Source organism: Streptomyces sp. NPDC033136 (genome assembly GCF_055578235.1).
Genome location: NZ_JBVIPD010000002.1, coordinates 311,513 through 333,674, shown reverse-complemented (window position 1 = coordinate 333,674; position 22,162 = coordinate 311,513). Strand labels below are relative to the sequence as shown.

Sequence of the window (22,162 nt, the reverse complement as noted above, 5' to 3'; positions counted from 1 at the left end):
AGGTGCTCCGTGTGATCCGTCGGGAGGTGGTCAGATGCGCTCGACGATCGTGGCGACGCCCATGCCGCCGCCGACGCACAGCGTGGCGAGGCCGTAGCGCTTGTCCTGGCGCTCGAGTTCGTCGACGAGCGAGCCGAGGATCATCGCGCCGGTGGCGCCGAGGGGGTGGCCGAGCGCGATCGCGCCGCCGTTGACGTTGACCTTGTCCAGGGACAGGCCCATGTCCCGCGCGTAGCGCAGCACGACCGCCGCGAACGCCTCGTTGATCTCGACGAGGTCGATGTCGTCGATGGTGAGTCCCGCCTTGGCGAGGGCCTTGCGGGTGGCGGGGGCGGGGCCGGTGAGCATGATGGTCGGCTCGGAGCCGGACACGGCGGCGGAGACGATCCGGGCGCGGGGCGTGAGGCCGTAGCGCTCGCCGACCTGCCCGGAGCCGATCGCGACGAGCGAGGCGCCGTCGACGATGCCGGAGGAGTTGCCCGCGTGGTGGACGTGGTCGATCTTCTCCACCCAGTGGTACTGCTGGAGCGCGACCGCGTCGAAGCCGCCGAGTTCGCCGATGTCCGCGAAGGACGGCTTCAGCTTCGCGAGGGAGTCGGCGGTGGTGCCGGGGCGCATGTGCTCGTCGTGGTCGAGGACGACGAGGCCGCTGCGGTCCTTCACCGGGACGACGGACTTGTCGAAGCGCCCCTCCTTCCAGGCGGTGGCCGCCCGCTCCTGGGAGAGGGCGGCGTACTCGTCGACGTCGCGCCGGCTGAAGCCCTCGATGGTGGCGATGAGGTCGGCGCCGATGCCCTGCGGCACGAAGTTGACCTGGAGGTTGGTCATCGGGTCGTTGAACCAGGCGCCGCCGTCGGAGGCCATCGGCACCCGGGACATCGACTCGACCCCGCCCGCGAGGACGAGGTCCTCCCAACCGGAACGGATCTTGGCGGCGGCCAGGTTGACGGCCTCCAGGCCCGAGGCACAGAAGCGGTTCTCCTGCACGCCGGCCACCGTGTCGGGCAGCCCCGCCGCGATGGCGGCGGTCCGTGCGATGTCGGAGCCCTGGTCGCCGACCGGGCTGACGACGCCGAGCACGATGTCGTCGACGGCGGCCGGGTCCAGGTCCGGGAAGCGGGCGCGGATCTCGTGGATGAGTCCGACGACCAGGTCGATGGGCTTGGTGCCGTGCAGGGCGCCGCCGGCCTTGCCGCGTCCGCGCGGAGTGCGGATCGCGTCGTACACATACGCTTCGGTGCTCACGAGGAGGCCTTTCGCTGAGGGGTGCGGGACGCTGAGAGCAGCCCGGGAACGTCCCACTCCCGGGCGACGTCCGCCGTGTCGGCGCCCGGCCGGGCCGGGCCGGTGCGGACGGAGGTCGGGGTCGCGGAGAAACGGGGGGCCGGGGCGGGCTGGGTGATGCCGCCGTGGTCGGTGAAGGTGCCGCGGGCGGCCAGGTGCGGGTGGTGCGGGGCTTCGCGCAGCGAGAGCACGGGCGCCACGCACGCGTCGGTGCCGTCGAAACGGGCCGTCCACTCATCCCTGGTACGGGTCGTGAAACGGGCGGCGACCTGTTCGCGCAGTTCACTCCAGCGGGTGACGTCCTTGCGGGCCGCTGCCTGGTCCTCGATGCCGAGGAGGGCGAGGAACTCCTCGTAGAACCGCGGTTCCAGGGCGCCGACGGCCATGTACCGGCCGTCGGCCGTCTCGTACGTCCCGTAGTAGGGGCAGCCGCCGTCCAGGAGGTTGGCGCCGCGGCGGTCCTGCCAGCCGCCCGCGGCGAGCATGCCGTGGATCATCGTGGCGAGGTGGGCGGTGCCGTCGACGATGGCGGCGTCGACGACCTGGCCGGTTCCGGTCGCGCGCGCGTGGTGGAGGGCGGCGAGGAGGCCGACGACCAGGTAGAGGGAGCCGCCCGCGTAGTCGCCGAGCAGGTTGGCCGGGACCGGCGGCGGCTCGTCCGGCCGGCCGATCATGCCGAGGGTGCCGGTGGGGGCGATGTACGCGATGTCGTGCCCGGCGCGCTGCGCGAGCGGGCCGTCCTGGCCCCAGCCGGTCATCCGGCCGTAGACGAGACGCGGGTTGCGGGCGTGGCAGGCCTCGGGGCCGACGCCGAGGCGCTCGGCGACGCCGGGGCGGTAGCCCTCGACCAGGAGGTCGGCGCGGGCGGCGAGGCCGAGCACCCGGTCCGGGCCGTCCGGCGCCTTCAGGTCGACGACCACCGAGCGCTTGTTGCGGTTGGTGACGTCGTATGCCGGGTCGATCGCGAGGCCGGGGCCGCCCGGGCGGTCCACGCGCACGATGTCGGCACCGAGGTCGGCCAGGAGCATGGCGGCGAACGGGCCGGGCCCGATGCCGGCCAACTCGACCACGCGCACGCCGGTGAGCGGGCCGTGTCCTGGCGTCCTTGCCGTGGTCATCCAGCCCCCAGTGCTGTGACACAACTGATGTAACACCAGTGATGCTAAGAACGCGTTCCACTCGGCACAACCCCCGAACGAGCAAGCGCTTAGCAATCTGCCCGACGAGGTCAGCTCCCGTCCAGCTCCGCTATCAGGCGCTTCGGCGCGATCACCCGGTAGCTCTCCTCCACCCAGTCGCACAGGACCTCCGCGGCCGGGGCGCCCTGCCGCTCCAGGGGGATGCTCACCCAGCCGGCCTTGCCCAGGCCGTATCCGGCGGGCTCGGCGCCGGGACTGGCCAAGGCGTGCGCGTGGGCCGTCTCGTCCGGGAGCTTCACTGTCACTCCCAGGGGGTAACTGCCGTCCCGGGCACCGAGGAAGACGAACACCTTCCTGTCGGCCTTCGCGACGGACTCGCCCCAGGGGAACTCCTCGACGGCACCCGGCAGCCCCAGCGCGAACGCGCGGACTTTCTCCCACTTCTTCAGGGCATTCCTGGGCACGGCCATCGTCGTCCTCCGGGCTCGTCGTCGGGCTCCGCACCCCTCACGCTAGCCTCGGCCACCGACAGCGGCACGGGCTGCACGACCGAGGGGTGTCATGAACAGGCAAAGCAGGACGGACCGTCCGTACGACATCGTGCTCTTCGGAGCCACCAGTTTCGCCGGCGCGCTCACCGCGGAGTACCTCGCGGCCCACGCGCCCGAGGGGCTGCGCTGGGCGATCGCCGGCCGCGACGCGGAGAAGCTGGAACGGCTGCGGAAGCGGCTGCCCGGTGACACCGAGGTCGGGGTGGTGCGGGCGGACGTCCGCGATCCGGCCTCGCTGCGCGACCTCGCCGAGCACGCGCGCGTGGTGGCCACCACGGTCGGCCCGTACCTCACGTACGGCGAGGAGCTCGTCGCCGCCTGCGCGGACGCCGGGACCGACTACCTGGACCTCTGCGGCGAGCCGGAGTTCGTGGACCTGATGTACGTCCGGCACGACGCACGCGCGCGGGAGACCGAGGCGCGGCTGGTGCACGCCGCCGGGTTCGACTCGATCCCGCACGACCTGGGGGTGTACTTCACCGTGCAGCAGCTCCCGGAGGACGTGCCGCTGAGCGTGGAGGGCTTCGTCACGGCCGACGCGGCGTTCTCGGGCGGCACCTTCGCCTCCGCCCTCAACCAGTTCGCGCGGCAGCGGGAGATGGCGGCGGCCGCGCGGGACCGGCGGCGGCACGAGCCACGGCTGGTGGGCCGGCGGGCGTCGGCGCCGGTGGGCGGGCCGCGGTTCGCCAGGGAGGTCGGCGCGTGGGCGCTGCCGATGCCGACCATCGACCCGCAGATCGTGCGGCGCTCGGCGTCGGCGCTCGACCGGTACGGGCCCGACTTCCGCTACCGGCAGTACGCGGCCGTCCGGCACCTGCCGGTCGCGGTGGGCGGTGTCGCGACGGTCGGGGCACTGGTCGCGGCGGCTCAGGTGCCGTCCGCGCGGCGCTGGTTGTCGGACCGGCTGCTGCCGGGGGACGGGCCGAGCCCGCAGAAGCGGGCGAAGAGCTGGTTCTCCGTGCGCTTCGTCGGCGAGGGCGGCGGCCGGCGGGTGTACACGGAGGTCTCGGGCGGCGATCCCGGCTACGACGAGACGGCGAAGATGTTCGCCGAGTCGGCGCTGTGCCTGGCCGTCGACGACCTGCCGGAGACGTCGGGGCAGGTCACCACGGCGGTGGCGATGGGCGACACGCTGGTCGGCCGGCTGCGCGCGGCGGGCATCCGCTTCCGCGTCGCGTCGACGCGCTGACGGACCTGCAGCGGCCACTCGACGATCGGTCCTACAGCGGCCACTCGGCGATGGTGTAGATCATCCCGGCGATCCAGCCGAGCCCCGCCAGCACGGCGATGATCAGTCCTATGGTGACGGCCCGCTCGACGCTCTGGGTCGGGCCGGCGACGGGCTTGGGGGCGCGGTGCGTTGTCATGTGCCCAGCCTGCCGAGGCGGGTGGCGGCGGGCATCCGTACAGGTACTCAGGGACGGTACTCAGATCCCCCGCCCCGCCCTGCGCAGGCCTCGCCCCCGGTTTGAGGCTTTGCGCCTTCCGCTCCTGGTGACAGCTCGAAAAGTACCAACAAGGAGTTCGATGAAACCATTGAAGGCATGAAGTTCCTTCTCGAAGTCACCATGGACGACGCGGCGTTGGCCGGGGACCCGGCGGGCGAGCTGGGCCGGATCCTCAGGTACTGGGGCGGCAATCTGCGCCACTACGCGCTCCGGCCCGGGGACGGGTCGGTCATCCACGACTCGGAGTACCGCGAAGTGGGCCGCTGGAGCGTGACCGGTCAGGCGGAGTAGGTCTCCCGCAGCGCCTTCCGGCACAGCGCGTCCGCCCGGCGCGTGGTCTCCGGGAGGCGGTACCCGGGAGTCAGGGCGAGGGTGTGCGCGCACGCGTTGGCCAGGGACACGCGGTGGCCCGCGGAGACGAAGACCGGCTTGACCCCGTCGCGCGTGCGCAGGGCGCGGCCGACCTCCTCGGTCCCGGCGAGCAGCGCGGAGGTGCTGCCGCGCGGGGTGTCCGGGTCGTCGTAGGTGAAGGTGAACGGGTTCTTGGCGACGCCGATCGTGGGCAGGCCGGTCAGGACGCCCAGGTGGCTGGCGAGGCCGAAGCGGCGCGGGTGGGCACGGCCGTAGCCGTCACAGACGACCAGACCCGGCGGGCACGGCAGGGCATCGAGGGCTGCCAGGACCGTGGGGATCTCGCGGAAGGCGAGCAGTCCGGGCACGTAGGGGAAGGAGACGCGGCCCACCGCCGTGGCCTCGGCGACGATGCCGAGCCCCGACGCGTCCAGGACGACGGCGGCCGCCACGACGATGTCCCGTTCGTCGTCGTAGGCGACGTCGACGCCGGTCACATGGCCGGTCCCGGGCTGCGGTCCGGGTTCGTCGAGGATCACGCGGGCGCGCAGTTCGTCCTGGACGGCGCGGGCCTGTTCCTCGGTGGCGGGCCAGTCCTCGGGGGTGCGTACGGTCGTCATGGTGCCGCTGAGCCTACGGGCCGCGCGAAGGCCGGGAGGATCAGGGAGTCCTGCCGGCCTCGCCGTGCGGGTTCCTCACTTGCCCAGTGCGCGCTGCAACTGGCTCTTGTTCATGCTGGAACGGCCCTCCACACCACGGCGCTTGGCCTCCTGGTACAGCTGGTCGTAGGTGGGCCCCTGGGAACCCTGCCCCGACCGCTGGCCGCCGCGCTTGCCGGACGACATGTCCTGGGTGGAGGTGCGGCTGGCCGTCTTCGACTCGCCGGAGCGGGCGCGTTCCTTGTTCACCGTCCGCGCGGCGATCTCCTTGGCGCGGCCGGTGCTTTCGCCCCGGTCCTTCGCACTTTCCTTGATGTGCTCGTACTGGCGCTCCCGCTTGGAGCTCGAACCGCGTGGCATCACCGCTCACTTCCTTTCACGATCAGTGAACGAGTACCCACCCTGCCAACGATCAGGGCACCTCGCATGCTCAGTGCTCCAGGCGGGCAACCCGCCCCTCCTCACCGGCGGCCCAGCACCCCCGGTCCGGGGTGCAGTCGTCGGTGTCGTAGGAGCCGGTGTCGACCGTCCGCCAGGTGCGGCCGCCGTCGGGGGTGGGCGCGGCCGCCCGTGCCCCGGCTGTGCCGGCGGGCGCCCCACGTGCACGGCGGGGCACACGAGGAGAGTCACGTCACTCTGGTGCATGAACGCGGTGACAGAGGTCACTCGCACTTCGTGTGCACGGATTGGCTGATTCCGTCGTCTCTTCCAGTGCCCGGCCTCATCCGCCCGGAAGTGTCCCGTCCAGCCGTCACAAGGGAGCAAGGCGTTGTCCATCGTCATCGAGCAGCCTGTGGAGGCCCGCCTCGTCGCCGCCGCGCCGCGTATGCCGAGCATTCCCGCGACGCTGCACTACGACCGGCGTGACCCGTTCGCCGTCCGCATGACCTTCCCGGCCCCGGCCACGCTGGAGGGCATCGAGGTCTGCTGGACCTTCTCCCGGGAGCTGCTCGCCGCCGGCCTGCACGACATCGAGGGCCACGGCGACGTGCGGGTGCGGCCGTACGGGTACGACCGCACCGTGCTGGAGTTCCACGCCCCCGAGGGGACCGCCGTGGTCCATGTCCGCTCGAGTGAGATCCGCACGTTCCTCGATGCGACCAGCGAGCTCGTACCCGTCGGCCTGGAACACCTCCAGCTGGACCTCGACCACGGTCTGGCGGAGCTGATGCGGGACGCGTGCTGAACGCTGACGCGTCCACTCGAGAAGGGCGTTGACCGCGTCGTGGCCGAGCGCCCCGGCCAGTGACCCGTACGCCCCCCGGGCCGAGCAGCTCCCGCGCGGACCGGCGGACCAGGGCGTGGGCGGCCCGGGCGACGGCCGAGCCCACGCTGACGCGAGCGACGCCCAGGGCGGCCCAGTTCGGCGACGGGCTCGGGCTGATGCGTCACGCGGTCCACCCAACCAGCGGAATCGAGGCCGTGGTTGGCAGGAATCCGACAGAGTGGTCGTCGGTCGGGACGGGGCGGCACGCACCGGCGGCACCGCCGCGGGGCCACCTCCACGCCGGTCGACGTGGGCGCCGCGGGCCCCCTGGACGTCCGTCAGGGCGAGGCGGCCGCCGTCGCCCCCGCCGCGGTCACCGCCGTACGCACCTCGCGCACGATGCTCCCCAGCCCGGGCGCCGCCGCCCCGGCCCGCTCGGTCAGTTCCTCCACGCGCTGCCCAGGAGTGCTCTCGCCGAGGAGGTCCGCCGCGGCGGCGAGGGCGGCGAGGGCCGCGTCCCGCTCCGGGATCCCGGCGGCCGGCAGGGGCCCCCGGAGGACCTGCCGCGTCTTCTCCCGCAGCGCCTCCACGGCCCGGACGCGCTCCAGGGCGTACTCCACGGACGGGAACACCCCGAGCACCCGCTTCTTCTCCGCCCGCAGATACCCCTCGGCCACCAGCTGCTCCCGTACGGCGTCGAGGGTGACCCGCGCCCGCAGCGTCAGCCACGTCCGCCAGGTGTGCGGGCACGATTCGTGGACGAGTTCCAGCAGCCCGTCGAGGACCGCGTCACCGGCGCTCGCGTCCAGATCGACCGGCGTGGCGATGCCGTCCTCGTCGACGAGCAGACCCCGCCGCGCCAGCTCGACCAGCGCACCGGCCCGGACCAGGCCGGGCAGGTGGCCGGTGCCGGTGACGGGCGGCCGCGCGGCGTCCCAGGCCAGCAGACAGAGCCGGGCCGGCAGCGAGAGCGGGCCGTTGGGCACGGGGCCTCCTCAGGGTGGGACGGTCGGGGTCGGACGCTAATGCGTTGACAGGCTCAAGGCCCCCTCCTACGGTGTACAGCGGTCCTGTTGCCGTCGATTGGAGAAGGACGTTGCTCGTCTGAGGTCCTGAGACACCGCCTCACACCCGTCTGGTGTGTGCGCCGCGTGCGACCTCGGCGTCCGAGCCGTCCTCCGGTACAGGGCTTTTCTCATGCCCGTGGAGCCTCCTTCCTGGTCGCTGGTGTCTCGACACGCGTTTGCCCCTGACCGCTCCAAGCAACCGCGAGGCCCCATGTCTGCTTCCGTCACCATCACGTCCCTGTCGTTCGCCTGGCCCGACGGCAGCCCCGTCTTCGAGGGCCTGGACGTCACGTTCGGCCCGGGCCGAACCGGCCTGGTCGGCGTCAACGGATCAGGGAAATCAACCCTGTTGAAGCTGATCGCCGGTGAGCTCGCACCGGCCGACGGCATCGTCCGTGTCGCCGGCGAGGTCGGCTGCCTCCCGCAGAACGTCACGCTCGACACCACCCTGCGGGTCGACGAGGCGCTCGGCATCGCCGCGCGGCGGGCCGCGCTGCACGCCATCGAGTCCGGTGACGTGGCCGAGGCGCACTTCGAGACCGTCGGCGACGACTGGGACGTCGAGGAGCGCGCCCTCGCCACGCTCGGCGAACTAGGCCTCGGGCACGTCGAGTTGGACCGCACGGTCGGCGAGGTGTCGGGCGGCGAGTCCGTGCTGCTGCGTCTGGCCGCGCTGCTGCTGCGCCGACCCGACGTGCTGCTGCTGGACGAGCCGACGAACAACCTCGACCTGTACGCCCGCAGGCGGCTGTACGCGGCCGTCCAGTCCTGGCCGGGCGTCATGGTCGTCGTCAGTCACGACCGGGAACTGCTGGACCTCGTCGACCAGATCGCCGATCTCCGCCGAGTGAATCCTGCGGCGCGCAGCGCCTCGGTTGAGGGTGGTGGTGGGAGACGGGTGGCCGAGATCACCTGGTACGGCGGCAACTACTCCGACTACGAGGAGGCCCTGGAGATCGAGCAGCAGGCGGCCGAGCGCATGATGCGAGTCGCCGAGGCCGACTTCCGCAAGCAGAAGCGCGAGCTGGCCGACGCCCAGGTCAAGCTGGCCCGCCGCAAGCGGTACGGGCAGAAGATGTGGGACCAGAAGCGCGAGCCGAAGATCGTCATGGGGGCGCGCAAGCGCGCGGCGCAGGAGTCCGCGGGCAAGCACCGGATCATGCACGAGGAGAAGCTCGCCGAGGCCAGGGAGCGGCTGGACGAGGTGGCGGAGGCCGTACGGGACGACGACGAGATCCGCGTCGACCTGCCGTACACGGCCGTGCCGCCGGGACGTACGGTCCTCACCCTCCAGGATCTCGGGCTCCGGTACGGCGCCCGGGTGGCGGGCGGTTTCGAGCTGCGCGGTCCCGAACGGGTCGCTCTGATCGGACGCAACGGCGCCGGCAAGACCACGCTGCTGCGCACGGTCACCGGGGAGCTGGCTCCGGAGTCGGGCGAGGTGACGGCGCATGTCCCACTGCGGTTCCTGCCGCAGCGGCTCGACGTCCTGGACGGGGAACGGACGGTCGCCGAGAACGTGGCCCGGTTCGCGCCGAGCGCCACGAACAACCGGATCCGGGCGCGCCTGGCGCGCTTCCTGTTCCGGGGCGCCCGGGCCGACCAGCGGGCGGCGACGCTGTCCGGCGGCGAACGCTTCCGGGCCGCGCTGGCCGCGCTGATGCTGGCCGAGCCCGCCCCGCAGCTGCTCATGCTGGACGAGCCGACCAACAACCTCGACATGGCCAGCGTGCGGCAGCTGACCACAGCCCTGGGGTCGTACGAGGGGGCGCTGATCGTCGCCAGTCACGACCTGCCGTTCCTGGAGTCGATCGGCATCACGCGCTGGCTGCTGCTTGAGGAGGGAGAACTGACGGAAATCACGCCAGAGGCTGTCGGGTTTTCCGCCTAGCTTCGGGTGCATGCCCGCATTCATCACCCTGACCGGAGCCCGTGAGAACAACCTCAAGGACGTCACCCTCCGCATCCCGAAGGGCCGGCTGACCGTGTTCACCGGCGTTTCGGGGTCGGGGAAGTCGTCGGTCGTCTTCGACACGATCTGGCACGCTCACCGGACGCTGTATGCGCCGCCGTACGGCGGTCAAGGACGAGGTGCGCCCACCCACCGGCGAGCTGTGGGTCGAGGGCGCCGGCCGGCACAACCTGCGGGACGTGACCGTGCGGTTCCCGGCCGGTGTGCTCACGGTGGTGACCGGGGTCGCCGGGTCGGGAAAGAGCACCCTGGTACGCGAGTTCACCGCTGCCCACGACGAGGCAGTGGTCGTCGACCAGTCGTCGATCGGGATCTCGGGCCGGTCCACCCCGGCGACATACCTGGGGATCATGGACACGGTCCGGAAGGTCTTCGCCCGCGAGACGGGAGCCGAGGCGGGCTTCTTCAGCTTCAACTCCAGCGGCGCCTGCGGCACATGCGAAGACAGGGGGATCATCTACACCGACCTCGCCTTCATGGACCCGGTGACGACGACCTGCCACGACTGCGAGGGGAGGCGCTTCAAGGAGGAGGTGCTGCGGCTGACCGCGCGGGGCAACTCCATCGCGGACGTCCTCCAGATGACCGCCGAGCAGGCACTCGGCTTCTTCGACGACCCGGGCGTACGGCGCCGGCTGCGCGCCCTCCGGGACGTCGGACTGACGTATCTGACGCTCGGCCAGCCCCTGTCCACGCTCTCGGGCGGTGAGCGGCAGCGCATCAAACCGGCCACGCGGCTGCACCGGACGGGCGCGGTCTACGTGCTCGACGAGCCGACGACCGGCCTGCACACGGCGGATGTGGAAGCTCTGGTCGCCCTGCTGGACCGGCTGGTCGACGCGGGCAACACGGTCATCGTGGTCGAGCACAACCTGGACGTCGTCGCCCGGGCCGACTGGGTGATCGACCTCGGCCCGGACGGCGGCCGGGACGGCGGTGAGGTCGTCTTCGAGGGTACGCCGCGCCAACTCCTCAAGGTGGAGGGGTCGTTCACCGGGGAGCATCTGAGGCGGGCGGTCCAGGCTGACGTCGGCGTGCCGGCGTGAACTCCCCAGGTGAGTGAGCGGTACTCCCTCCGACCGCCCTGGGATCCTTCGACCGGTGCTTTCCCGGGCTCGGCAGCGGGACGCCGGGGGCGAGGCGGGATGCGGACGGCGGTGACTGCCTGATCGAGTGCCTCCCGCGCGGAGGCTCGGGAGGGGGCCGACGGCGTGGCGGCACCGGCTCGACGGCGGGAGCCGGAGGGCACCGGGTCGGTGAGTGCCGGATCAGCGGGCCCCGGCTCAGCGGCGCCGGATCGGACGGCGCCGGATCGGTCGGTCGCCGCGGCGGCCGGATCCGAGGGCGTCGGATCGGTGGGCTGAGTTCACGGAGGTGGGGTAGGGGCTTGGTGGCGGGCCCGGGGACAGTGCCCGGGCCGCCACCGAGCCGGCGACGGGCACGGGTCCCAGGGGTGTCCTCTCCCCGATTCGCCCTGCATGATGGTCGGCCGACGCCCGATGGGTTCCGGTCGATCCCGGAGGCCCTGTCGGTGCGGTCCAGACACGTCCCACCCGATACGGAGTCACGCTCGTGCCCAGCAAGAAGGCCCTCGTCCGCCGCCCCAGCCCGCGCCTCGCCGAGGGGCTGGTGACGCACATCGAGCGGGAGAGGGTCGACGCCGGCCTCGCGGTCGAGCAGTGGGAGGCGTACGTGGAGGCCCTGCGCACGCACGGCTGGGAGACGGTCGAGGTGGAGCCGGCCGACGACTGCCCGGACTCGGTGTTCGTCGAGGACACGGTCGTGATGTACAAGAACGTGGCGTTGATCGCCCGCCCGGGCGCCGACTCCCGGCGTGACGAGACCGCCGGGGTCGAGGAGGCCGTGGCCGGTCTGGGCTGCTCGGTGAACTGGATCTGGGACCCGGGCACCCTGGAGGGCGGTGACGTACTGAAGATCGGCGAGACCGTGTACGTGGGCCGAGGCGGGCGCACCAACGCCGCCGGTGTCCAGCAGCTGCGCGCCGCGTTCGAACCGCTCGGCGCACGGATCGTCGCCGTACCGGTGAGCAGGGTGCTGCACCTGAAGTCCGCGGTCACGGCGCTGCCCGACGGCACGGTCATCGGGCACATCCCGAAGATGGACGCGCCGTCGCTGTTCGCGCGTTTCCTGCCGGTGCCGGAGGAGGCCGGCGCACACGTCGTGCTGCTCGGCGGCGACAAACTGCTCATGGCGGCGAGTGCGCCGAAGACGGCGGAGCTGTTCGCGGACCTCGGGTACGAACCGGTGGTCGTGGACATCAGCGAGTTCGAGAAGCTCGAGGGCTGTGTGACATGCCTCTCGGTCCGGCTGCGGGAGCTGTACGTCTGACGGGACCGGCCAAGCCGCCCGACGGGCCGCCGGCCTGCGGGTCCGGAGGGTCCGGCACACGTTTGGACGACACCGCTGATCAGCGGCCTTTACAGCGCCCTTGACCTACGGCATCGTAACCTACGGATACGTAGCCTACGATGCCGTAGGTTACTGTTTACCGCTCGTACGCATGTCCCCTGGAGAGTCCATGACGATCACCACTCCCCACCTCGTCAGCCCCGCCGGCGCCTGGACCGACGCTCAGCTGCTGTACGCACTGGAGGAAGTGGTCGAGAAGGAACTCAACCGGCATCTGCAGGTCGCCAAGGACTGGATGCCGCACGAGTACGTGCCGTGGAGCGACGGGCGCAACTTCCCCGGCCTCTTCGAGGACGGCGAGGCCTGGGAGAAGGAGCATTCCAAGGTCACCGAGATCGGCCGCATCGCGCTCGTCGTCAACCTCCTGACCGAGGACAACCTGCCCAGCTACCACCACGAGATCGCCAGCCTTTTCGGCCGTGACGGCGCCTGGGGCACCTGGGTGCACCGCTGGACCGCGGAGGAGGGCCGGCACGGCATCGTGATGCGGGACTACCTGCTCACCTCGCGCGCGGTCGACCCGGACAAGCTGGAGCAGTTCCGCATGTCCCACATGAGCGAGGGCTTCGAGTCGGACAACCGCCACTCGATGCTGCACTCGGTCGCCTACGTCGCCTTCCAGGAGCTGGCCACCCGCATCTCGCACCGCAACACCGGCCACCAGTCCGGTGACCCGGTCTGCGATCGCATGCTCTCCCGCATCGCGACCGACGAGAACCTGCACATGGTCTTCTACCGGAACCTGCTCAAGGCGGCCTTCGACCTCGCGCCCGACCCGACCATGCAGGCCGTACGGGACGTGGTCGTCAACTTCCGGATGCCCGGCCACGGCATCCCCGGCTTCGAGCGGGCCGCCGCGCAGATGGCCATCGGCGAGGTCTACAACCTGCGCATCCACCACGACGACGTGCTCCAGCCGGTGCTGCGCTTCCTCAAGGTCCTGGAGATCGACGGGCTCGGTCCCGAGGGGCTCAAGGCGCAGGAGGAGCTGGGCCTGTTCATGGGCGGCCTGGACTCCGAGGCGTCGAAGTTCGACGAGAAGCTGGCGGCCCGCAAGGCCCGCATGGCGGCCCGGGCCGGCGCCTGACAGGCGACCCGGGACCCGGCACCCACCTCCCGGAGGCCCCGACCGCCATGAGTGGTCGGGGCCTCCGGCGTGAACACGACCGCACCCCCGTGCCGTTCCACGACACGGAGCGGGTGAGCGAGCGCCGCGGGCCGGGAGGCGCGCACCGTGCGGCTACCGCGCCGTCCGCCGCAGCTCGAGCCGCTCCTTCTCCGACAGGCCGCCCCAGACCCCGAAGCGCTCGTCGTTGTCGATCGCGTACTCCAGGCAGGCGGTGCGGATCGGGCACATACCGCAGATCCGCTTCGCCTCCCGCACCGAGCTGCCGGGCTCGGGAAAGAAGAAGTCCGCCCCGGTCTGCGCGCACAGCGCCTCCTGCTGCCAGGCGAGCTCGGGTGAGGTGATGGTGTCGATGAGCATGGCCCGAGCGTCGCGGCCGGCGAAAAACGTTCGATCAACGCGGGATCAACACGGGGTTCACGGGCCTCCGGCCGTCTCGATGGTCGCCCGCCGGACGGGCCGACGCACGGCGGCGCGCGGAGACATCGAAAACTCGGGCACACGCCCCGACGGCCCCCCGGCGGCGGTCGTCCGTGGGCGGCGTGAGACCCGGCAGGGCAGACGAACGGGTCTCCCGGCCGACGACCCCGGCCGACGAGGAGGCGCACCGGCTTCCGCACTTCGAGGTCTTCGAAATCTTCGAACTTCGAGGTCTTCGAGGTCTTCGAGGTCAAGTCGCGGACACGGACGCTGTCGACGCCAGCGCCCGGGAGCCGGGCGGCGCGGTCCGCAGGCCCGCTACCGGCCTGCCCGGCGGCGGCCTGCCAGCCACGGCTCCTTCGCCCATCCGACGGACCCGTACGGCGCCCGTTCCGCGGTGATCCGCAGCGCATCGCGGCAGGACCAGAACCCGGCGTCTTCTTCCGTCTTCTAGGCGGACCCTCGCCGCACCAGCGTCGTCGGCAGCACCACGCTCGACGGCGTGCCCGTAACGCCCCCTCGGGGAGTGTCGCGCTCGAGGTCGCGGAGGAGGAGGCGGGCCATCAGGCGGCCCATCTCCTCGATGTCCTGACGGACGGTGGTGAGGGGCGGGTCGGTCTGTTCCGCGACGGGCTGCATGTCGTCGAAGCCGATGACGGCCACGTCGTCGGGGACGCGGCGGCCCGACGCGCGCAGGACGCGCAGCGCCCCGGCGGCCGTGAGGTCGTTGGCGGCGAAGACCGCGTCCACGTCCGGACAGCGGTCGAGGAGTTCGCGCATGGCCCGCTCGCCGCCGGCGGGGGTGAAGTCGGCCTCGACGATCAGGCGCGGGTCGGCGTCCACCATGACGTCCCGGTACCCGTCGAGCCGGTCGACGGCGGACGTCTGGTCGAGGGCACCGGTGATGTGCGCGATGCGGGTGCGGCCGAGGCCGGCCAGATGGCGGACCGCGTCGCGGGCACCGCCGCGGTTGTCGCTGTCGACGTACACCACGTCGCGCCGGTCGCCGCTCCAGCCGGGCCGCCCGCCGAAGACGGTGGGGATGCCGGCCCGCTGGGTCAGCTCCGGCAGCGGGTCGTCGAGGTGCAGGGAGAAGACGAGGGCCCCGTCGACGTGTCCGCCGGCGAGGTAGCGGCCGACCCGGGCGTGGTCGTCGCGGCCCTCCGTGAGCAGCAGGACGAGTTGGTTGTCGTGGGCCGTGAGCTCCTTGCTGATGCCGCGCAGCTGGAGCGCGAAGAAGGGGTCGGCGAACACGCGGGTCTCCGGTTCGGCGACGACGACGGCGACCGCGTCGTGCCGCCGGGTCACCAGGGACCGGGCGGCCTGGTTGGGCACGTAGCCGAGCTCTTCGACGGCCTTGCGGACCCGCTCCACGAGGATGTCCCTGACGCCGTCCCCGCCGTTGACCACGCGGGAGACGGTGGCCCGCGAGACACCGGCCCGGGCGGCCACGGCCTCCAGGGTGGGACGCGGCGCTGTGTCGGTCACTTCGGGGCTCCTCATCTGCGGTTGCGGATCAGGATAGCCCCGGTGGCGGGGTGGGTGAGAGCGCTCTCCCCCGGGCCGGGGAGCGCCCGGCCGCAGGCGCCCGTCAGTGCTCGTGACCGCCTCCCGCGGGCTCCTTTCCGTGCGCGTGCGGGTCGTACCCGGGAATCGTGCCGTCCGGCTTCTTCACCAGGAACAGCCCCACCATCCCCATGTCGGAGTGGCTCTGGACGTGGCAGTGGTACATCCAGGCGCCGGCCCCGGCCCCCTCCCCCGCGATCACCTGGAAGCCGAAGGAGTCGGCCGGGCCCGTGATCTTGTTGTCGATGACCTGGCTGGGGTCGTCGGGGCCGGTCAGCGTGCCGGTGCGGTTGTCCGCCCAGCGGTGACCGTGCAGGTGGAAGGTGTGGTAGAACTCGCCGTGCGTGATCACGACGAACTCGACCCGGTCGCCCACCGTGGCCTCGAAGTCGGGCCCGGAGTGCGGCGGCCTGTTGTTGATGAGCATGTCGTTGAAGACGACCGTGTGCGTCCGGTCGGGCAGGACGTCGCCCTCGCGGCGCACGACGACCGGCCCGTAGAGGCCCTTCTGAAGCCCCCGCGTACCGTGCTCCGTGCCGACGACGTGGTCGTGGTAGTGCCAGTAGCCCGCGCTGCCCGACCGCCACGTGCCGTCCTTGCGGCGGCCGGGGGCGTGGGTGCGCCAGGTGTAGGTGCGGGTGCCGCCCGGCTCGACATGGCTGCGGTTCAGTCTCGTGCCGTCACTGGTGATCTCGTAGTCCAGGCCGTGGACGTGCAGGCTCACCGCCACGTCCATGGTGTTCTCGAACTCGATGTGCAGCGTGTCGCCCTCGTTGAGCTCGATCAGCGGGCCGGGGACGGTCGCCTTGCCCTTCTCCAGCCCGTAGCCCATCTGACCGTCCGCCAGCTTCTCGGCGTACAGCTTGAGGCGCCTCACCTCACCTCCGGCGGGGGCCCTCTTCGCCGGCCTGTCGGCGCTGACGGCCTCCGGCGCCACGGACAACGAGGTCGCGACGGCCGCGCCGCCCAGCAGGACCCGCCGGTTGAAGCTGCGTCTGTCCATGCGGAACTCCCCACCCGGGTAAGGCTTTTACGGAGACGTACCTGTGATGAACCGGTGAGACGGTACCGGCCGTGCTCCCGTTTATCCACACTCAAGACAAAGTTGGCGCCATCGCGGTCATAGGTATTGGCGGGATGTGCAAAGGGGTTTAGCTTCCTTGGCTGTGTTGCTGTGACCGAGGAGGTGCCCATGCACTTACGAGGGCTGAGCAAGAGAAGACGTGCCGGAGCGGCCTCGATGGCCGCCGCAGCCGTGACCGCCGGACTCCTGTCCGGGCCCGCGGCGAGCGCGCGCCCGCATCCGGAGCCGTCACTGACAACGATGTCGATCAAGTCGCCGCCGGGCGGCGCGAACGTACGAGTGCTGATCTTCCACGGTTCCGCCGCGGCCGGGGACGAGTCGCCCGTGGTGAACGCCGGGATCGAGGCGATCGAGGACATCGGGCTGTCGGGACCGGCGGATCGCCGCTTCAAGGTCGAAGCCACCGGTGACGCCTCGGTGTTCACCCACGAGAAGAGGCTGGGCCGCTTCAACACGATCGTGTTCCTGACCGGCGGGGGCGATGTCCTCGACGCGGAGCAGGAGGCGGGCCTGGAAGCGTACATGGAGGCCGGCGGCGGGTTCGTCGGTATCCATGACGCGGCGCGCGCGGAGCCGTACTCCGACTGGTTCACCGGGCTGGTGGGCGCCCGCCCGGCCGCGTCGAGCCCCGCGGCCGTCCAGCGCGCGACCGTGGAGGTCGGCGACCGTCGGCACCCCGCCACCAAGAACCTGCCGGTGCAGTGGAAGCGCCCCGACAAGTGGCTGAACTGGGTGAAGAGCCCCTCGGGCGACGTCCACACGGTCGCCCGGGTCCGCGAGTCGGGCTACCAGCCGGGTACGGGTGCCAACGGCTGGGACCATCCCGTCAGTTGGTGCCGGGACTACGACGGCGGACGCTCCTTCTACACCGGCATGGGCGGCACGGTGTCGTCGTACGACGAGACCGACTTCCGGGCCCATCTGCGCGGTGCGCTGATGTGGACGACCCGTCTGGAGCAGGCCGACTGCAAGGCGACCATCAACGCCAACTACGCGGCGGAGCGACTGACCGAGCCGAACCAGCCGGGACAGAACGACCAGATCGGCGAACCGCACGGGCTGGTCACCGCGCCCGACGGCCGGGTGTTCTACATCGGCCGGGGCGGCGCGGACTCCTCGCAGCCCGTGATCACGGACTGGAACAATCCCGGCATCGGCAAGGGCAAGGGCGAGATCCACGTCTACGATCCCGAGACCAGGCAGGTCACCCTGGCCGGAGCGCTCACCGTCTTCGGCAACAAGGGCGGTGGCGACGAACTGGTCAAGGTCGAGGAGGGGCTGCTCGGTATCGAGCTGGACCCGGGGTTCGAGCGGAACGGCTGGGTGTATCTGCACTACACGCCGCACGAGCGGATCAACCGCGAGACGCGGATGGCCGAGCGGCGGGTCTCCCGGTTCACACTCGACCAGGCTACGAACAAGCTGGACCTCGGCAGCGAGAAGGTGCTGCTGAAGTGGCCGGTGCAGATCCACAGTTGCTGCCACGCGGGCGGCGGGATGGCCTGGGACTCCAAGGGCAACCTGTACATCGCCACGGGTGACAACAACTCCAGCGGGTTCAGCGACGGTTACTCGGGCAACAATCCGCAGCCGAACTACAAGGGCGTCTCCTTCGCGGACGCGCGCCGCACCGCCGGCAACACCAACAACCTCAACGGCAAGATCCTGCGCATCCACCCGGAGCCGGACGGGACGTACACCCTCCCCGAGGGCAACCTCTTCACCGGGGAGGAGACCGCCGAGGGCGGCGGCAAGACGCGCGGTGAGATCTACGTGATGGGTGTTCGCAACCCGGCGCGCATCTCCGTCGACACGCAGACCGACGTGCTCTACGCGGGCTGGGTCGGCCCGGACGCGAGCGCGCCCTCGACCACCTGGGGCCCGGCCAAGTACGACACGTTCGCCGTCATCACCGAGGCGGGCAACCGCGGCTGGCCGTACTGCATGGGCAACAAGCAACCCTACCGGGACCGTGGTCTGCCGGACCCGTCCAAGCCGCTGGGCTGGTACGACTGCGACCACCCGAGGAACGAGTCGCCGAACAACGACGGCCTGGTCGACCTGCCGCCGGTCACCGGCAACAACATCTGGTACGCACCTCAGGGGGGCGCGCCGGACTACCCGCGGGACGCGAACGGTGTGCCCTCGTACAAGCCGGAGGAGGCGACGTACCGGCTGCCCTGGCTGAAGGGCGGCGGGCAGGCGGCGATGAACGGGCCGGTCTACCGGTACGGCACGGTCGCGTCCGACAGCGCGGTCAAGTGGCCGGAGTACTGGGACGGCAAGTGGTTCGTCGGTGACTTCTACGACGCCGACCAGCCGCGCAACGCGGTGCTCATGGACCCGAGGACGCAAGGCGGCGGCGGACTGCCGGTGCACTCGGAGTCGCTGAAGAAGATCGTGCCGACCGGCAACGACGGCATCAAGAACCTCATGGACTGGAGGTTCGGTCCGGACGGCGCGCTGTACGTCCTCGACTACGGCCGCGGCTTCTTCACCTCCCATTCCAAGTCGGCCCTGTGGCGGGTCACCTACAAGGGCGGCGGGCCGACCCCGGCCGCCGGTCAGCTGGCGAGGGGGTCCGCGTGATCCGGAGACGAAGGATCCGGGCCGCCCTGGTGGCCGCCCTGCTCATGGTGCTCGGGCTGCAGGCGGTGCCCGCGGCCTCCGAACCGACGGCACAGGCGGCCGAGCAGGTGCTCACCTGGACGGCCGGCGACGACATCGACACGTACCTCTCGGCGCCGAGGACGGCGGTCGCCGGCACCGCGACGATCGTGTTCGAGAACAGCGTGGCCACCGGCAACACCACGGGCATGCCGCACACGCTGACGTTCGTGACCAGCGATCCCGAGTTCAACGACGACGTGCAGCTCAACATCCTGGCCAACCCGAACGACGCCCGGGGCGGCAAGCACACCGCCCAGGTCACGCTCACGCCCGGCCGGTACTTCTACCACTGCACGATCCCCGGCCACGGCCGGATGCAGGGCATCCTCGAGGTGACCGAGGGCACCGGCGAGGACACCACGGCGCCCGAGGCGTCGGCTCACGTGAGCGGCACGCGGAACACGCAGGGCCAGTACGTCGGTTCGGCGAGCGTGGCGCTGCACGCCACCGACGAGGGCGGCTCCGGAGTCGAGAAGATCGAGTACGCGCTCGGCGACGCGGGTGTCTGGCAGCCGTACACCGCGCCGGTCGTCGTCGACCAGGTCGGCAGCCACAAAATCCGCTATCGCGCGTTCGACAAGGCGGGGAATGTCTCCGCCGAGAAGAGCGCCGGGTTCACGGTGGTGGCACCGCAGTCGGACGACACCACCGCGCCGGAGACCTCGGCGACCGTGACCGGTGAGCGCGACCCGGACGGGGCGTACATCGGTATGGCGACGGTCACCGTCTCCGCGTCCGACACGGGTTCCGGGGTCAACACCATCGAGTACGCGGTGGGTTCCGGCGCCTGGCAGCCGTACACCGGGCCCGTGATGGTGCACGAGACGGGCGCGCACACCGTCCGCTACCGCGCCACCGACAAGGCCGGCAACGTCGCCGCCGAGAAGAGCGAGCGGTTCACGGTCGTCGCGGCGCCGCCCCAGGACACCACCCCGCCGGTGACGGGCGTGAGCGTGGAGGGAACGAAGAACTCCGACGGGGCGTACGTCAACAGCGCCCGGGTGACCGTCACGGCGACCGACGCGCACGGCTCGGGCGTCGAGAAGATCGAGTATGCGCTCGACGGCGGGCCGTACCTGGCGTACTCGGCGCCGGTGGTGGTCGACCGGGCGGGCGCGCACACCGTGGCGTACCGGGCGACGGACCAGGCCGGCAACACCGCGGCGGCCCGCACGGTGACCTTCACCGTCGTCTCCGGGCAGGTCCCGGCGCCGGACTGCCCGGAGTACGACGAGCGGTTGACGGTGATCGTCGGCACGGTCGACTCCGGGGTGCGCAACCGGGTGACCGACAACCGGTGCCGGATCGGCGAGCTGGTCGAGGACGAGAAGGAGTGGACGTCCCACGCGCTGTTCCTCAAGCACGTGACGTCCGTCCTCGACGCACTGCTGAAGGAAGGCGTGATCGACCAGCGGGAGTCCAGGGCCATCCGGAAGGCCGCCCGCCAGTCGGGCATCGGCAAGCCGGGGCAGACCGAGGGCTACCGGGCGCTCTTCGACGGCAGCGCGGAGTCGTTCGCCAAGTGGCAGCACGTGGGCGGCGGTTCGTTCGGGCTGAACGCCGACGGGACGATCACCTCCAGCACCACGACGCCCGGCATGGGCATGCTGTGGTTCCCGCAGCGCAAGTACGGCGACTTCTCGCTGAAGCTCCAGTGGCGGGACGACGCCCCGGGCACGGGCAACGCCAACTCCGGTGTGTTCGTGCGCTTCCCGTGGGTCCACGGCCACCCGGAGGAGTCCCGGCCGGAGTGGGTGGCCATCACGTACGGGCACGAGGTGCAGGTGCTCGACCGGCCCGACGGCGACATGTACAAGACCGGTTCGGTCTACGGCTTCGACCGCGTGGGTCTGGCCGGCGCGGGCGTGACACAGAAGGGCACCTGGAACGACTACGAGATCCGCGTGGAGGGCCAGCGCTACGCGGTGTTCCGCAACGGTGTGCTGATCAACGAGTTCGACAACACCGGCGGCCAGGAGTTCACCCCGCCCCGCTCGGACGACCCGGGCACGGACGGGCGGCGGTTCGCCTCCGGCCACATCGGGCTCCAGGTACACGGCACGACGGACGTGGTCTCGTACCGCGACATCCGGATCAAGGAGTTGTAGGCCCTCAGGGCGCCTTCCTGGCCCTGCTCGGCTGTACCCGTCTGGGTTCCCCCGGCATCTTCGGATACTCGGGCGGGTACGGCAGGTCCCCGAGCCCGTGGTCGTGCTCGTCACGGCGGGCGAGGTCGAGCAGGACCTCCAGGGAGTAGCGGTGGTCGTCCATGTCCGCGTGCACGTCGCCGAGTTCGGCGAAGCGCGCGGGCATGGTCGCGAGGTCGAAGTCCTGGGGGCGCGCGACCCCGACCTCGTCCCAGCGCAGGGGCGCGGAGACGGGGGCGTGCGGGCGGGGGCGTACGGAGTAGGCGGAGGCGATCGTGCGGTCGCGTGCCGTCTGGTTGTAGTCCAGGAAGATGCGCTTGCCCCGCTCCTCCTTCCACCACTTGATGGTCACGAGGTCCGGCATCCGCCGCTCCATCTCCCGGCCGACGGCGATGGCGGCGCGCCGGACCTGGGTGAAGGTCCAGCGCGGTTCGATGGGCACGAAGACGTGCAGGCCCCGGCCGCCGGAGGTCTTGGGGAAGCCGCGCAGTCCGCCGAACTCATCGAGCACCGCCCGCAGTTCGTGGGCGGCGCGGACGGCGTCCTCGTAGTCGGTGCCGGGCTGCGGGTCGAGGTCGACGCGGAGTTCGTCCGGGTGGTCGACGTCGTCGCGGCGGACGGGCCAGGGGTGGAAGGTGAGGGTGCCGAACTGTGCGGCCCACACCACGGCGCCCACCTCGGTGGGGCACATCTCGTCGGCGCTGCGGCCGCTGGGGAAGGTGATGTGCGCGGTCGGGATCCAGTCGGGCATGTTCTTCGGCGCCCGCTTCTGGAAGAAGTTCTCCCCGCCGACGCCCTCGGGGTAGCGCTCCAGGGTGGTCGGCCGGTCGCGCAGGGCGCGCAGGATGCCGGGGCCGACGGCCAGGTAGTAGCGGGCGAGGTCCAGCTTGGTGAAACCGCGCTCGGGGAAGAACATCTTGTCCGGGCTGGACAGCCGTACGGTGCGCCCGCCGGCCTCCAGCTCCACCGCGTCACCCATGCTCGCCACGGTAGGCGTAGCCCGCACACCTCGCACATCGGGCACACCAGGACACATCGGCG

Annotated in this window: 19 protein-coding genes and 2 pseudogenes; 9 read left to right on the top strand and 12 right to left on the bottom strand. The window is 71.4% G+C overall.

What is annotated here, in order from left to right; all coding sequences use genetic code 11:
• Window positions 1-30: 30 nt before the first annotated feature.
• The 3 genes from ACZ5TL_RS04675 to ACZ5TL_RS04665 all read right to left on the bottom strand — a co-directional run bounded on the left by ACZ5TL_RS04675 (window position 31) and on the right by ACZ5TL_RS04665 (window position 2,893).
• Entirely contained in the window at window positions 31-1,245 is a 1,215-nt protein-coding gene (locus ACZ5TL_RS04675) for an acetyl-CoA C-acetyltransferase (protein WP_468587628.1), read from the bottom strand.
• Entirely contained in the window at window positions 1,242-2,402 is a 1,161-nt protein-coding gene (locus tag ACZ5TL_RS04670; RefSeq protein WP_468587626.1) for a CaiB/BaiF CoA transferase family protein, read from the bottom strand. Before ACZ5TL_RS04670 ends, ACZ5TL_RS04675 begins: the two co-directional genes overlap by 4 nt.
• Before the next feature lie 110 nt (window positions 2,403-2,512).
• Complete coding sequence (locus ACZ5TL_RS04665; RefSeq protein WP_468587624.1) at window positions 2,513-2,893, bottom strand: MmcQ/YjbR family DNA-binding protein; 381 nt, start codon at window positions 2,891-2,893, stop codon at window positions 2,513-2,515.
• A 91-nt stretch (window positions 2,894-2,984) separates the two neighbouring features.
• On the opposite strand from ACZ5TL_RS04665, the gene ACZ5TL_RS04660 reads away from it, so the two are divergent.
• A complete protein-coding gene (locus ACZ5TL_RS04660; protein WP_468587622.1) occupies window positions 2,985-4,163 on the top strand; it encodes a saccharopine dehydrogenase family protein in 1,179 nt (392 codons plus the stop codon).
• A 31-nt stretch (window positions 4,164-4,194) separates the two neighbouring features.
• Here ACZ5TL_RS04660 and mmpA read toward each other — a convergent pair whose 3' ends face one another.
• Complete coding sequence (gene mmpA / locus ACZ5TL_RS04655) at window positions 4,195-4,341, bottom strand: morphogenic membrane protein MmpA (RefSeq protein WP_468587620.1); 147 nt, start codon at window positions 4,339-4,341, stop codon at window positions 4,195-4,197.
• Between the two features lie 177 nt (window positions 4,342-4,518).
• On the opposite strand from mmpA, the gene ACZ5TL_RS04650 reads away from it, so the two are divergent.
• Window positions 4,519-4,713: a hypothetical protein gene (locus tag ACZ5TL_RS04650; protein ID WP_468587618.1), complete on the top strand. Its 195-nt coding sequence runs from the start codon at window positions 4,519-4,521 to the stop codon at window positions 4,711-4,713.
• Here ACZ5TL_RS04650 and ACZ5TL_RS04645 read toward each other — a convergent pair.
• The 3 genes and pseudogenes from ACZ5TL_RS04645 to ACZ5TL_RS04635 form a co-directional block, all read right to left on the bottom strand.
• Window positions 4,701-5,393: an endonuclease V gene (locus tag ACZ5TL_RS04645; protein WP_468587616.1), complete on the bottom strand. Its 693-nt coding sequence runs from the start codon at window positions 5,391-5,393 to the stop codon at window positions 4,701-4,703. The two genes, ACZ5TL_RS04650 and ACZ5TL_RS04645, sit on opposite strands and share 13 nt — an antisense overlap.
• A 75-nt stretch (window positions 5,394-5,468) precedes the next feature.
• Window positions 5,469-5,792: a plasmid stabilization protein gene (locus tag ACZ5TL_RS04640; protein WP_402610745.1), complete on the bottom strand. Its 324-nt coding sequence runs from the start codon at window positions 5,790-5,792 to the stop codon at window positions 5,469-5,471.
• Window positions 5,793-5,862: 70 nt separating this feature from the next.
• A pseudogene (locus tag ACZ5TL_RS04635) lies at window positions 5,863-5,988 on the bottom strand (oxidoreductase); the annotation flags it as partial.
• A gap of 213 nt (window positions 5,989-6,201) precedes the next feature.
• Here ACZ5TL_RS04635 and ssgD point away from each other — a divergent pair.
• Entirely contained in the window at window positions 6,202-6,618 is a 417-nt protein-coding gene (gene ssgD / locus ACZ5TL_RS04630; RefSeq protein ID WP_468587614.1) for a spore wall synthesis regulator SsgD, read from the top strand.
• Between the two features lie 359 nt (window positions 6,619-6,977).
• On the opposite strand, the gene ACZ5TL_RS04625 is transcribed toward ssgD, so the two are convergent.
• Window positions 6,978-7,625: a GOLPH3/VPS74 family protein gene (locus tag ACZ5TL_RS04625; protein ID WP_468587612.1), complete on the bottom strand. Its 648-nt coding sequence runs from the start codon at window positions 7,623-7,625 to the stop codon at window positions 6,978-6,980.
• 292 nt (window positions 7,626-7,917) lie between these two features.
• Between ACZ5TL_RS04625 and ACZ5TL_RS04620 the strand changes: the two genes are divergently transcribed.
• The 4 genes and pseudogenes from ACZ5TL_RS04620 to ACZ5TL_RS04605 all read left to right on the top strand — a co-directional run bounded on the left by ACZ5TL_RS04620 (window position 7,918) and on the right by ACZ5TL_RS04605 (window position 13,195).
• Entirely contained in the window at window positions 7,918-9,597 is a 1,680-nt protein-coding gene (locus ACZ5TL_RS04620) for an ABC-F family ATP-binding cassette domain-containing protein (protein ID WP_468587610.1), read from the top strand.
• Between the two features lie 146 nt (window positions 9,598-9,743).
• A pseudogene (locus ACZ5TL_RS04615) lies at window positions 9,744-10,724 on the top strand (ATP-binding cassette domain-containing protein); the annotation flags it as partial.
• A gap of 526 nt (window positions 10,725-11,250) precedes the next feature.
• The gene (gene ddaH / locus ACZ5TL_RS04610) at window positions 11,251-12,027 is read left to right on the top strand and encodes a dimethylargininase (RefSeq protein WP_468587608.1); all 777 of its coding nucleotides are present in this window, start codon (window positions 11,251-11,253) and stop codon (window positions 12,025-12,027) included.
• A 190-nt stretch (window positions 12,028-12,217) separates the two neighbouring features.
• A complete protein-coding gene (locus tag ACZ5TL_RS04605) occupies window positions 12,218-13,195 on the top strand; it encodes an acyl-ACP desaturase (protein ID WP_468587606.1) in 978 nt (325 codons plus the stop codon).
• Window positions 13,196-13,348: 153 nt separating this feature from the next.
• Here ACZ5TL_RS04605 and ACZ5TL_RS04600 read toward each other — a convergent pair whose 3' ends face one another.
• From ACZ5TL_RS04600 to ACZ5TL_RS04590, 3 genes are all read right to left on the bottom strand, one after another.
• Entirely contained in the window at window positions 13,349-13,594 is a 246-nt protein-coding gene (locus ACZ5TL_RS04600; RefSeq protein WP_468587604.1) for a WhiB family transcriptional regulator, read from the bottom strand.
• 510 nt (window positions 13,595-14,104) lie between these two features.
• The gene (locus ACZ5TL_RS04595; RefSeq protein WP_468587602.1) at window positions 14,105-15,142 is read right to left on the bottom strand and encodes a LacI family DNA-binding transcriptional regulator; all 1,038 of its coding nucleotides are present in this window, start codon (window positions 15,140-15,142) and stop codon (window positions 14,105-14,107) included.
• A 103-nt stretch (window positions 15,143-15,245) separates the two neighbouring features.
• Window positions 15,246-16,223 (bottom strand): multicopper oxidase domain-containing protein, encoded by a 978-nt coding sequence (locus ACZ5TL_RS04590; RefSeq protein ID WP_468587600.1) that lies wholly within the window; start codon window positions 16,221-16,223, stop codon window positions 15,246-15,248.
• 189 nt (window positions 16,224-16,412) lie between these two features.
• Between ACZ5TL_RS04590 and ACZ5TL_RS04585 the strand changes: the two genes are divergently transcribed.
• Window positions 16,413-18,893, top strand: a complete 2,481-nt coding sequence (locus ACZ5TL_RS04585; protein ID WP_468587598.1) for a ThuA domain-containing protein — start codon at window positions 16,413-16,415, stop codon at window positions 18,891-18,893.
• A gap of 44 nt (window positions 18,894-18,937) precedes the next feature.
• Window positions 18,938-21,082: an OmpL47-type beta-barrel domain-containing protein gene (locus ACZ5TL_RS04580; protein ID WP_468588005.1), complete on the top strand. Its 2,145-nt coding sequence runs from the start codon at window positions 18,938-18,940 to the stop codon at window positions 21,080-21,082.
• 4 nt (window positions 21,083-21,086) lie between these two features.
• On the opposite strand, the gene ligD is transcribed toward ACZ5TL_RS04580, so the two are convergent.
• Window positions 21,087-22,100: a non-homologous end-joining DNA ligase gene (gene ligD / locus ACZ5TL_RS04575; RefSeq protein WP_468587596.1), complete on the bottom strand. Its 1,014-nt coding sequence runs from the start codon at window positions 22,098-22,100 to the stop codon at window positions 21,087-21,089.
• Window positions 22,101-22,162 lie beyond the last annotated feature (62 nt).